The organism is Collinsella sp. TM05-37 (assembly GCF_003436455.1).
Taxonomy (GTDB): domain Bacteria; phylum Actinomycetota; class Coriobacteriia; order Coriobacteriales; family Coriobacteriaceae; genus Collinsella.
Window position 1 is genome coordinate 398163 of the sequence record NZ_QSPN01000001.1, and the last position, 12111, is coordinate 410273.

General features: G+C 62.7%; 8 protein-coding genes. 3 read left to right on the forward strand and 5 right to left on the reverse strand.

Annotated features, from left to right (window positions below; translation table 11 throughout):
• Nucleotides 1-153 precede the first annotated feature (153 nt).
• A complete protein-coding gene (locus tag DXD48_RS01670; protein ID WP_117563730.1) occupies nt 154-3192 on the forward strand; it encodes an insulinase family protein in 3039 nt (1012 codons plus the stop codon).
• A 383-nt stretch (nt 3193-3575) separates the two neighbouring features.
• The gene (locus DXD48_RS01675; protein ID WP_117563731.1) at nt 3576-4172 is read left to right on the forward strand and encodes a 5-formyltetrahydrofolate cyclo-ligase; all 597 of its coding nucleotides are present in this window, start codon (nt 3576-3578) and stop codon (nt 4170-4172) included.
• 220 nt (nt 4173-4392) lie between these two features.
• Here DXD48_RS01675 and DXD48_RS01680 read toward each other — a convergent pair whose 3' ends face one another.
• The gene (locus tag DXD48_RS01680; protein WP_117563732.1) at nt 4393-5355 is read right to left on the reverse strand and encodes a hypothetical protein; all 963 of its coding nucleotides are present in this window, start codon (nt 5353-5355) and stop codon (nt 4393-4395) included.
• A gap of 507 nt (nt 5356-5862) precedes the next feature.
• Entirely contained in the window at nt 5863-6789 is a 927-nt protein-coding gene (gene metA, locus DXD48_RS01685) for a homoserine O-succinyltransferase (protein WP_117563733.1), read from the reverse strand.
• Between the two features lie 211 nt (nt 6790-7000).
• Here metA and DXD48_RS01690 point away from each other — a divergent pair, with 211 nt between their 5' ends.
• A complete protein-coding gene (locus DXD48_RS01690; RefSeq protein ID WP_117563734.1) occupies nt 7001-7978 on the forward strand; it encodes an L-lactate dehydrogenase in 978 nt (325 codons plus the stop codon).
• Nucleotides 7979-8111: 133 nt separating this feature from the next.
• Here the strand turns inward: DXD48_RS01690 and DXD48_RS01695 are convergent, their stop codons facing one another.
• From DXD48_RS01695 to DXD48_RS01705, 3 genes are all read right to left on the reverse strand, one after another.
• Nucleotides 8112-9080: an SIS domain-containing protein gene (locus tag DXD48_RS01695; RefSeq protein WP_117563735.1), complete on the reverse strand. Its 969-nt coding sequence runs from the start codon at nt 9078-9080 to the stop codon at nt 8112-8114.
• A 144-nt stretch (nt 9081-9224) separates the two neighbouring features.
• Entirely contained in the window at nt 9225-9989 is a 765-nt protein-coding gene (locus DXD48_RS01700) for a GntR family transcriptional regulator (protein ID WP_117563752.1), read from the reverse strand.
• A gap of 2 nt (nt 9990-9991) precedes the next feature.
• The gene (locus tag DXD48_RS01705; RefSeq protein WP_117563736.1) at nt 9992-11974 is read right to left on the reverse strand and encodes an ATP-dependent DNA helicase RecQ; all 1983 of its coding nucleotides are present in this window, start codon (nt 11972-11974) and stop codon (nt 9992-9994) included.
• Nucleotides 11975-12111 lie beyond the last annotated feature (137 nt).

The following is a 12111-nucleotide window of genomic DNA, read 5'->3' on the forward strand; positions in this document are numbered from 1 at the left end:
AAATCCACTGTCATTTGGCGGGCGTCCGAATTTCCACGCTCGTTTGTCCGAAAATCCACGCTCGTGCGGCAGATTGGTCGAAGGCCCCATATGGGTATACTCTCGGGGATTCGACTCGATTCGCCCCCGCTAGGGCGTCAAAGGAGACTGCATATGCCCACCACCTCAACCGACCCGCGCGCCGCTGCCGCCGCACTGCTGGTGCCCGGCACTACCTGCCACGGCTTTGCCGTCGAGCGCTGCGAGACCGTACCCGAGCTCGACTCGGACGCCTACGTGCTTCGCCACACCGTCTCGGGCGCTCGCCTACTGTACCTGGCGTGCGACGACGAGAACAAGGCCTTTGCCATTGGCTTTAAGACGCCGCCGGCCGATTCCACCGGCGTGTTTCATATTCTTGAGCACTCGGTGCTGTGCGGATCGGCCAAGTTCCCCGTCAAGGAGCCGTTTGTCGATCTGATCAAGAGCTCTATGCAGACGTTCCTCAACGCCATGACCTACCCCGACAAGACCATCTACCCCGTCGCCACCACCAACGAACAGGATCTGTATAACCTGATGGACGTGTACCTGGACGCGGTGTTCAACCCGGCCATCTACACCAAGCCCACCATTTTTGAGCAGGAGGGCTGGCACTACGAGCTGGACCTGCCAGAGGGCGCCGGGGGCGAGGGCGACGGCAACCCCGCCAGCCTGCGCGAGGGCACGCTGCGCTATAACGGCGTGGTGTTCAACGAGATGAAGGGTGCGCTGTCCGACCCCATGAGCGTGCTGGACGACGCCGTCAACGCCGCGCTCTATCCCGACACCGCCTATGCGCACGAAAGCGGCGGCGACCCGCGCGCGATTCCCGCGCTCACCTACGAGCAGTTCCTGGACACGCACGCGCGCCACTACAACCCCTCCAACTCCTACATCACGCTCTACGGCGACCTGGACGTGGACCGCGCGTTGGCCTTTTTGGACGAGCGCTATCTGTCGCAGCCGAGTGCCGCGAGCTGCCGCATGGACGCAGCCGTTGCCGCCGGCGAGGACCCGTCCATGCTGGCGCCCAATCCGCTGGTCGTGCAGGCACCCGTGACCTGCGAGTACAAACGCATCGAGATGTCCACCACACCCGAGAACGCCTTGGTGGGCCTGGGCCTTGTGCTGGGCAGCGCGCTCGACCGCAAGCGTACGATCGCGGCGGATATCCTGTTTGAGGCGCTGCTGGGCTCCAACGAGGCGCCAGTTAAGAAGGCCATTCTGGCCGCCGGCCTGGGCGGCAACGTGGTGAGCTATACCGCGGCCGAGAGCCTGCAGCCCTACGAGCTCATCATGCTGCAAAACGCGCAGCCCGGCGTGGCGCGCGAGCTGCGTCGCGTGTTCCAGGACGCCTGCCGCGACCTGTGCGAGCACGGCGTTCCGCGCGAGCGCCTGGAAGCTATCATCAGTAGCAACGAATACGACCTGCGCCAGCGCGACTACGGTATCGCTGACGGCGTGGCCATTGCGTGCGACGCGCTGAGCACCTGGCTCTACGATGACGATGCTGCAACGCTGGCGCTCAAGTACGGTCCGGTGTACGAGGAACTGCGCGGCGAGCTGGACGGCAGCTATTTTGAGGACCTGCTGCGCGAGCTCGTGCTGGAAAACGACCACATGGCGCTGGTCGAGCTGGTACCGGTGGATGCCGCCGAGGGTTCGGAGGGCGCCGGAGCCGCCGAGCTGGCAGCCAAACGCGACGCCATGACCGATGCCGAGCTGGCCGACGTGGTCGAGCGCACGGCCGCGCTGCGTGCCGCGCAGGAGGCGGAGGACACGCCCGAGGCCAAGGCCACGCTGCCGCGCCTGCGCGTGTCCGACATTGGCGAGGCGCGCCCCGAGCCGCCGCTGGTCGTAGACACGACCGCGCCCATCCCCTGCCTGCGCCACGGCATCCCTACCAACCGTTTGGCCTACGCCATGCAGTATTTCGACCTGAGCTGCGTCGCGTTTGAGGACCTGCCCTATGTAACGCTGCTCTGCCGCCTGCTCAAGCAGCTGCCCACGAGCGAGCACTCGGCCGAGGAACTCGACAACTTGCTCGCCGGCAAGCTAGGCTTTTTGAGCTTTACGACCGAGGTCATGACCCAGCCCGACGTAAACGGCGCGCGCCCCTACCTGCTGGTGAGCGCCGGTGCCCTGTCCGAGAAGATCGGTGCGCTGGCGAGCCTGCCGCGCGAGGTGTGGTCGAGCACGCTTTTGGCAGATGCCGACGCCGACCGCGTGCGCGACGTGCTCACGCAGATTCGCATTGGGCTTGAGCAGGGCTTTATCAACAACGGTCACTCGGCGGCGCTCGGTCGCGCGATGAGCTACAGCTCGCCTTCGGCCGTGGTGCGCGAGCAGCTTTCGGGCGTGGACTTCTACCTGTTCCTGCGCGATCTGCTCGACCACTTTGACGAGCGCCTGGACGACCTGCGCGCCAAGCTTGCCGAGCTGGCAGGCCGCATCTTTGTGGCCGATGGCTGCATGGCGAGCTTTACCGGCAGCGATGAGGACTTTGACGCGTACTGGGATGCCGCGGGCAACCTAGGGCTTGGCGCGGGCGATGGTGCCGGCCGCGACGCGCTCGTGGTGCCGGCGCCGTGCGACCGCCACGAGGCTTTCGTGATCCCCAGCGACATCTGCTTTGCGGCAAGCGCGTGCGACCCGCGTCGCCTGAGGCTTGACGTGACAGGCGCTTGGGCCGTGGCTGCCAACGCGCTCTCCTACGATTACCTGTGGAACGAGATTCGCGTGAAGGGCGGTGCATACGGCTGCGGATTCCGCGCAGCCGGCGAGCGCCAGACGGCGTTCTACACCTACCGCGACCCGGCGATCGACCCTTCGATTGAGCGCGTGGAGCGTGCAGGCGCATGGCTTGGCCGCTTTGAGCCCGACGAGGCCGCCTTTGAGGGCTTTATCGTGAGCTGCGTGAGCGGCATGGACGCGCCGGTGAAGCCCTATGCGCTCACCAAGCGCCGCAACACGACCTACCTGGCCGGGCTCGATCCGCATGCGCGCGAGGAGCGTCGCGCCCAGATGCTCGCCGCCACGCCCGGTGAGCTGCGCTCGCTCGGCACCGACGTAACGCGCATCGCAGCCGAGTCGCCCACCTGCGTCTTTGGCGGCCGAGACGTCATCGCCAAGAGCAACGCCGGCTTTAACGTAGTCGACCTGATGGGCTAACGCACAAAGGTAGATTTTTGGAACATGCTTGAAAATCTACCTTTTTCTGCGGCTTGAGTGGGGCGGCGCAGCCCACCGCGGCGGTTTGTCTCAATCTGCAACATCTAGACGGCAATATCGGCTCCAGATGTTACAAATCGAGACGTTTCCGGATGACGCCGGCCCTTTGTCTCAATCTGTAACATCTAAGTCCAATTTTGCCGAGTTACTGTTACAGATCGAGACAAACCGCCGCGAACACCCGCTCTTCGTCAAAACCACTACGAAGGTCTCCATGAACTGCCCCCTTGCGATGATTTGTGTGGTGGTTTGGGTGTTTGCCCAGATAAAACCTGCCAAAATAAACCTGTCCCTTTTTGGTAGGTTTGGGAGAGGAAGCCGGGATGGACAAGGCTGAGTTGCGGCGGGCGGTGATTGCTCGGCGCGATGCTCTTGATTTGGACTTGCGGGCGGCGAAGTCTGCTGTCATTTGCGCGCGGCTTGTTGAGCTGCTGGGCCGCTTGGATGCCGCGGCGCCGCACACCGTTGCCGTCTATGCCGCGATGGGTTCCGAGGTCGACCCTGCCGCGTTTGCCGCAGCTGTCGCCAAACGCGGCTGGCGCGTGGCCTATCCGTGCATGCTCTCGGCAGCCGAAGCCGCAGCTTGTGGCCAACGCATGTGCATGCGGGCAGTTGCTGCCGGCGACGCGGACGCGGCCCCGTTTATCGGCCACCCTACGCGGGCCTTCGCAGCCACGGACATCGACAGCGGCCGCTTCCCTATCGTGCCTGCCGAAGCACTCGACATGATTGTTGTGCCGCTCGTGGCCTTCGATCAAACCGGCGCGCGCCTGGGCTACGGCGGCGGTTGCTACGACCGCTACCTGCCCATGCTCTCACCCGCATGCCAAATCATCGGCATCGCCTTTGACGAGCAGCGTGTCGACCACGTTCCCACCGACGTCCACGACCTGCCGCTACCCCACATCATCAGCGCCTAACGGCTGGCACGCTGCACCCCACAAAAATGAGCGTGGAAAATTTCCCACTTTGGGCCTGTTCGGGGGCAAAAAACGGGAGATTATCCACGCTCATTATTCAAACGTCCGATAATCCACGCTCGTGTGTCCGAAAATCCACGCTCAACCAAATCGCGTCTAAATTCCCACGCTCATCCGTCCGGATTTCCACGCTCGTGCAGCCTAACGCCCTGCCACCGCCTCAGCATGCACGCGGCACGCCGGCAACCTTGAGCTTGCGATCGAGCTTTGTCGGGTCCCTTAGATCATCCCAGCACAAGCGCACAATCTTACAGTTATCGAGCAGCGAAAGCCTCGACTCGCGCTGGCGCTCATCAAATTGCGCCTTTGCAAGCTTGCCCTCCTCCGCCGCCTTCTCGCTTTTAACGAATCCGTCGAACTCCCCAATAATCAACCGGTCACCCACGCGCCACAAATAGTCAACGCGATACGGCCTTCCCGGCTCAACCGGATCGAACAGCTCAACTTGCAGCTCCGGAACCTGCCAGCCTCGTTCGATCATCAGCGCCCGCGCCTTGGACTCGCCGCCGCTTTCCGACAGGCCGTCGGCACACCGTGCAACCCTGCGCGCCGTCACAACACCGCGGCGATTCAAGCCGAGCTTGTTAACTGCCTCAATGAGATGTTCCTTCGACAAAAGCTGCTCATGGAGCGCCGAGTCCGCAATGATCAGCCCTTCGACAAACGATGCATCGACCAGGCAATCCGCAATCGTTTGATCGATATCGGTCACGGCAATATCCATCTCGCTGGCCCGTGTCCGATAAGCATACCGATGGCGAACGACTTGAGAGCCTGGCGTCGTCGATTGCGCCGGCATCGCGGCGATATGGATGTGCGTCAAATTGGCATGCGAAACCGAAAGACCATAGACAACGGCCGCCGTATAGGAGCAAAACGTCCAGTCGGGGTGCTTTTGCGCAAGCGCCCGCACCCGATGCAGATAACGCTGCCGAAACTTGAGCTCGGACCAGTATTTCGGACGCGCATACAGTCCCGGCATGACCACTTCGAGACTTCCCGCCGCCACCCGCCGCTCAATCTGCTTTGCCTCCGCCGTCGTGCGCGCGTACACGCAGCTCATCTGCTGCTCGCACGCTTTAATGTGGCCTGTAAGTCTTTGATTCGCCGTCGCGTTTGCCATGTCGCCTCCCAACTCTTGGAACGGCGCCAACGTACCAGACGGTTTCATGCGAAGTCTGACCAAATGCTGTCCAGCAGCTGACCAAATGCTTGACGGTTTTGGATGTTTTAGGCCAATGCTCCATATCTGCAGGTAGAGCGGTTGTCCAGAGGTCCCTGTCTCCACATTTTGAGCCTCAAAAGCCACCGACTTCATTGAAAGAAAATATGCCGTGGATCAAAACTACCTAGTTTGCGATGTAGTCCGCATGTACTCAACGCGTGATGATGCCGACGGTACGGCAGCTGCAAAAAATGAGCGTGGAAAATCTCCCGCTTTGAGACCCCTTGTGAGCCAAAAACGGGAGATTATCCACGCTCACGTTGCAAACGTCCGATTATCCACGCTCGTGTGTCCGGATTTCCACGCTCATCACGCAGCAGACACGGCAGCGGTCACGGCAACAGATACGGCAACCGCCACAGCCATAGCAGCTGCCACCGCCGCAGCCACAGCCACGACAGCGGCCTAGTGCTCCTCGCCGGCGCGGGCCAGGTCGTAGGGCGTGGTCTGGTAGACGTAGTAGTTGAGCCAGTTGGTGTAGAGCAGCTGAGCTTGGCTACGCCAGACGTTGTGCGGCTCGGCGGTGGGGTCGTCGCCCGGGAAGTAATGCGCCGGCACCTGAGGGTTGAGCCCGCGCTTCACGTCGCGCTCGTACTCCAGACGCAACGTGTCGGTATCGTACTCCGGATGGCCAAAGACAAAAAAGCGACGGCTGTCGGTCGACTTGACGATGTACAGGCCTACCTCGTCGGACACGGCCACGACCTCAAGCTGCGGCTCGGCCTCCACGTCCTCGCGGCGCACATCGGTGTTGCGCGAATGCACGGCATAGAAACGATCGTCAAAGCCGCGGACCAGCGGGCTTTGCGGCTTCACCAGATAATGCTCAAATACGCCGCTCGCCTTTGCCGGCAGGTCGTACTTCTGGATACCGTAATGATGGTAGAGCCCCGCCTGCGCGCCCCAACAAATGTGAAGCGTGGAGTGCACGTGCGTGGTGGACCAATCCATGATCTGGCAGAGCTCGGGCCAGTAGTCGACCTCCTCGAACGGCATCTGCTCCACGGGCGCGCCCGTGATAATCAGGCCGTCGTAGTGGATGTCGCGGATGTCGTCGAACGTGCGGTAGAACGTCTCCAGGTGACCGGCGCTCACGTGTGTGGCCTCGTGCGTCTTGGTACGCAGCAGGTCCACCTCCACCTGCAGCGGCGTGTTGGAGAGCTTGCGCATGATCTGCGTCTCGGTGGCGATTTTGGTGGGCATGAGGTTGAGGATGAGCACGCGCAGCGGACGGATGTCCTGGTGCAGTGCGCGGTACTCGGTCATGACAAAGATGTTCTCGCTCTCGAGCTGCGCGGCAGCAGGGAGGGCGTCGGGAATGCGAATGGGCATGGATGCTCCTTACGAGTCAGTTGCAGTTATGGTACAACGAGCGGCCCCATCCGCGCGAGCACATCGCCCGGCGATGTCACCAGCGGCCCAAATCACTCCAAAAGTAGAGATTAAAGCATGTCCCAAAAATCTACGACGCTTTAGCCTAGCAAAGTGACGGCAGGAGGCTACAATGGTTCGACGCGAAAAACTCGGCCGAAAGGATACATATATGTACCAGACGCGTAAGATCGGTGTGGTCGGCCAGGGCCACGTAGGAGCACATGTCGCCAACAGCCTGCTCATGCAGGGCATTGCCGATGAGCTGTACCTGTGCGATATCAACGAGGCCAAGGTGACGTCCGAGGTCCAGGACCTGCGCGACTCCCTTTCGTTTGTCCCGTACAACACCAAGATCGTCAACTGCTACGACCACTACGAGGAGCTGGCCTGCTGCGACGTCATCGTCAACGCCGCCGGCAAGGTCGCGCTGGCCGCCGGTAACCGCGACGGCGAGCTGTTCTTTACCACCGACGCCGCGCGCACCTTTGCCAAGCGCATTGTCGACGCCGGCTTCGACGGCATCTTCGTGAGCATCTCCAACCCCTGCGACGTCGTGTGCACCGAGCTGTGGCACCTGACCGGCTACGATCCCAAGAAGATCATCGGCTCGGGCTGCGGCCTAGATTCGGCCCGCCTGCGCACCGAGATCTCCAAGAAGGTCGGCGTGAGCCCCAAGTCCATCGACGCCTACATGATCGGCGAGCACGGCTTTAGCCAGCTTGCCGCCTTTAAGGCCGCGACCATCGCCGGCAAGAGCCTTAACGAGCTTCAGGCCGAGAATCCCGACAAGTACGCCTTCGACCACATGGAGGTCGAGGAGCTCGCACGCAAGGGCGGCTACGTAACCTACCAGGGCAAGCAGTGCACCGAGTACGCCGTCGCCAACTCCGCCGCGCGCGTCTGTGCCGCCGTGCTGCACAACGAGCACGCCGTGCTTTCGGCCTCTACGCTTATGACCGGCCAGTATGGCGAGGAGGGCATCTTCACCTCCCTGCCGTGCGTGATCGGCGCCGAGGGCGTCGAGGAGGTCTACACGCTCGACCTTTCCGAGCACGAGCTCGAGGGCTTCCACAAGAGCTGCCAGCACATCCGCGACAACATCGCCCAGCTCGACTGGTGGGATGCCGAGGCCTACGACGCCAAGTAAGCGTCGGTTGCCGCGACACCTCGCGAATCTAAGCGCGATACCAAGCGGGCCGCGCCGGAAATCCCCGGCTCGGCCCGCTTTTTTGACTCGCGCTGCGCCCTTGCGAATCGAAGATGAATGGTTTTCCCGTTACTTAGTACTGCTCGATGCCCATGTAGCGACGAACCTCGGGGCTGTGGTCGAACACCTTGCCGCGGGCGGCGCGCAGCTCGCAGCTCATCGCGTAGAAGAAGATCGGCTCCAAGAACGAACGCACGCTGGCGGGCACGTCGCCCAGGCCGTACTCGAGCGCATCGAGTACCATGACCGTATCGGTGTGCGTGTTGAGGAACGCAAGTGCGCGCTCCTCCATGGGGCGGCACTCACCCGATCCGAGCTGCACAAAGTAGAACACGCCGGGCTCGGTGGCCTCGAAGGGACCGTGGAAGTACTCGCCGGAATGGATGTAGCAGCAGTGCTGCCACTGCATCTCCATGAGCGAGCAGATGGCCATGGCGTAGGTCTGGCTAAAGTTGGGGCCCGAGCCCAGGATGTAGAAGAACTTGTGCTTCTGGCAGAGCTCGGCAAAGCGATCGCCCAGCTCGGCGTTGACCTTCTCGCGGGCGGCGGGCAGCAGCGCGTCCATCTGCTTAAGGCCGGCGTACATGTCGGCGAGCGCCTCGTAACCCTCCTGCTGGTGGAGCAGTTCGGCGGCGATCAGAGCGCCGATGCCCTGCGGCACCTCGGCCTGCGACACGCCCTCGCCCCAAGGGTAGACCCAGGTGGTCCACTTGCCGTTATCAATCTTGGAGCCCTCGCAGTCGGTCATGGCCACGACCTCGGCACCGGCTGCCAGCGCCATCTCGCAACCGTCGACGACCTCCTGCGTATTGCCGCTGTGGCTGCAGGCGATGACGAGTGACTTCTCGCCAAGACTCTTGGGGGCCATCAGGCAAAACTCGCGCGCCGTGTAAACCGTCGAGGTAAACGTGGTCGCCTCGCGCTTGAGCAGCTCGTTGGCCGGCATCAGGTCGATCATCGAACCGCCGCAGGCAATCCAAAAAACGTTCTCAATCTTGCCCTTGCGCTCGATAATTTCCTGAACCAGATCATGTGCGTTCATCCTGATGTTCCTCCTTGTGGGGCGGCTTTGAGCGACGACAGCTCGTACCTGCGGTCGTTCTATGTTGTCCTATTTATAGCACGCAAGCTGTCGCAGGTGAAGTCATTGCGGCAAATTTGTTCCATATTGTTCTATTCGTGGATGTTAGATGTCGAACACGTAGCGCGAGCCCACGATCTTTTGGCGCCCGAGCAGCAGGGGGCGCTCGTCTGCATCGGTAAAGTACGCCTCCATATAAAAGAGCGGCTCGCCGACCGGCACCTCCAGCAGCGGGGCCGCCTGAGCATCGGCAAGCGCAATCTCCACGGTGCAGGGATCGGACTTGAGCGGCGCGCGGCCCGAATGCTCTGCAACGAGCGCAAAGATCGAGTTATCGGCGAGGTCTTTATCGGCAAGCGTCTGCAGGTAGGGATGGTCGGCGAGCACAAAGGCGTTGTTCTCGAGCATGACGGGCACGCCGTCGGCCGTGCGCACGCGCTCGACCACGATAAGCTCACAGCCGGGTTCCACCCCAAAAAACGCCGCATCCTCGTGCGTCGCTGCGACCACCGTGCGCGACACCAGACGCGCACCCGGCACCATGTCGTTGGCAGCACAACCCTCGGTAAAGCTCTGGACGTCACCCTTCTGGCGAATCTTGCGCTTGAGCTTGGGAGCGCACACAAAGGTACCCCTCCCCTGCTGGCGGCTGAGATACCCCGCACGCGACAGCTCCTCGATGGCGCGGCGCACGGTGATGCGTCCCACGCCGTAGGACTTCGCGAGCTCCATCTCGGAAGGAATACGCGAGCCGGCCGCGTACACGCCGCGCGCGATCTCGCCCTTTAGGTCGTCCATAACCTGCTGGTACAGCGGCACGGCGGACACCTCGGCGCGCTCGGAACGTTCGGTCTTGCTATCGGCTGCCATCATTACGCTCCATCCCGTGCATGCTCGGACTCAAACTCTTCAATCGCCGCCATAAACTGCTCGCCAAAGGCGTCGGCCTTTTTCTCGCCAATGCCGTTGACCCGGATCAGCTCCTCGCGCGTTTGAGGGCGCAGGCGGCACAGGCCGCGCAGAGCCTTGTCGGAAAAGACCATATACGGCGCCATCTCAAGCTCGGTCGAGATCTCCTTGCGCAAGGCACGCAGGCGCTCGAACAGCTCGGCATCGTCGCCCACGCGCGGGCGCTGATCCAGCTCGGCCTCCTCGCGCAGCAGATCCACCGCGCGGCGGGCGCGGGCCGAGGCCTTGCGCTTGGACGCGCGACGCTTAACGGTAAAGGCGAACGCCTCGTCCTCGACCTCGCCGGCACGCGGGCCCAGCCCCACGACCGGGTACTGCCCCTGCGAGGTGGCCAAATAACCGCGGCCGCACAGCTGCCCGATGATGTCCTTGATGCGCCCGACCGATTCGCTCGACAGCTCACCGTAGCCGCGGTCCTCGTCCAGATGCATCTGGCGAATGCGCTCGGTGTTGCCGCCGTGGAGCACGTCGGCGATCAGCGACTTGCCAAAACGCATGGGACGCGTGGCCACATAGCGCACGGCAGCGCGGGCCATATCGGTGACGTCCTCGACCTCGAACTGCGTGAGGCAGTTGCTGCAGTTGCCGCAGCCCTCGGCTTCGTCCGTGGCGGTGGCGCCCGCACCAGCCGCAGCAGCATGCTCGGCCGCGGCCTCGTCGCCAAAGTAGCGCAGCATATATTCGCGCAGGCAGCCGGTGGTATTGCAGTAGCCCTCCATCTGGCTGAGCAGACGATATCGATTTTGGAGCGCCCACGCGCGTTGCTCGTCGTCGAGCGCCTCGTCGGCCGCATCGCCGCGGTCGATTAAAAAGCGGCGCATGCGAAAATCGTTGCCGTTCCACAGTAAGTGGCAGCTGGCCGGATCGCCATCGCGGCCGGCGCGGCCCGCCTCCTGGTAGTAGGCCTCGATGCTCTCGGGCACATTGTTGTGGATCACGTAGCGCACGTTGGGCTTGTCGATGCCCATGCCAAAGGCGTTGGTGGCAACCATCACCTGAAGATCGTCGTCAATAAAGGCACGCTGGCTTTGGCGGCGGGCGTCATTGCCCATGCCGGCATGGTAGCGGCCAACGCGAATGCCGCTGGGGCCCAGCGCCTCGGCAAGCTCGCCTGCCAGCGCATCGACCGTCTTGCGGGTCGAGCAATACACGATGCCGCTCTCGCCCGAATGCGCAATCACATAGTCGCGCACCCACGCTGCCTTGGCCTTGTCGCCCATCTCCTCGCAGCCAAAGTAGAGGTTCTTGCGATCGAAGCCCGTCACCACCGTCGCGGGATTTTGCAGGCCGAGCATCTGCTGAATGTCCGCGCGCACACGCTCAGTCGCCGTAGCGGTAAAGGCCGCCACGATGGGGCGCTGCGGCAGGGAATCGATGAACTCACGAATCTGCAGGTAGGCGGGACGGAAATCCTGGCCCCATTGGCTCACGCAGTGGGCCTCGTCAATGGCCACGAGCGGCACGCCAATGCCGCCGTCCGCCGCGGCCTCCTGCGCAAAGGCCAAAAAGCGTGGCTCGAGCAAGCGCTCGGGCGCCACGTACATAAGCTGGTAGCGGCCCTCGCGCGCCCGCTTGAGCACGGTGTTTTGCTGGGCCGGAGTAAGGCTGGAGTTGAGATAACTGGGGCGCGCACCCGCCGCGAGCAGCGCGCGGGTCTGGTCCTCCATAAGCGACAGCAACGGACTCACCACAAAGGTGATGCCGGGAAGCATGAGCGCGGGCACCTGGTAGCAAATGGACTTGCCGGCACCCGTGGGCATAACGCCCAGCGCATCGCGGCCGGCAAGAATCGCATCGACCATGCGGTCCTGTCCCGGGCGAAACGAGGTGTAGCCAAAATAGGCGCCGAGCGTGTCGAGCGCCATCTGCTGCATGCTATCGGTCATGGTTTCCTAACGTCCAAGTCATCTGCCGCCGATTATACGCCGCCACACGGACCAGCGCCGCACGGCGGCCAGCCACGACATGGGTAGTCATTGGGTGTTCCTATAGTTTTGTCAACCTTCGACGCTACTCCCGGTAG

Bases quoted from the DNA above. Each gene is read 5' to 3' on its own strand.
- DXD48_RS01670 (WP_117563730.1), top strand. From the start codon at position 154: ATGCCCACCACCTCAACCGACCCGCGCGCCGCTGCCGCCGCACTGCTG.
- DXD48_RS01680 (WP_117563732.1), bottom strand. From the start codon at position 5,355: ATGGCAAACGCGACGGCGAATCAAAGACTTACAGGCCACATTAAAGCG.
- DXD48_RS01705 (WP_117563736.1), bottom strand. From the start codon at position 11,974: ATGACCGATAGCATGCAGCAGATGGCGCTCGACACGCTCGGCGCCTAT.
- DXD48_RS01695 (WP_117563735.1), bottom strand. From the start codon at position 9,080: ATGAACGCACATGATCTGGTTCAGGAAATTATCGAGCGCAAGGGCAAG.
- metA (WP_117563733.1), bottom strand. From the start codon at position 6,789: ATGCCCATTCGCATTCCCGACGCCCTCCCTGCTGCCGCGCAGCTCGAG.
- DXD48_RS01690 (WP_117563734.1), top strand. From the start codon at position 7,001: ATGTACCAGACGCGTAAGATCGGTGTGGTCGGCCAGGGCCACGTAGGA.
- DXD48_RS01675 (WP_117563731.1), top strand. From the start codon at position 3,576: ATGGACAAGGCTGAGTTGCGGCGGGCGGTGATTGCTCGGCGCGATGCT.
- DXD48_RS01700 (WP_117563752.1), bottom strand. From the start codon at position 9,989: ATGGCAGCCGATAGCAAGACCGAACGTTCCGAGCGCGCCGAGGTGTCC.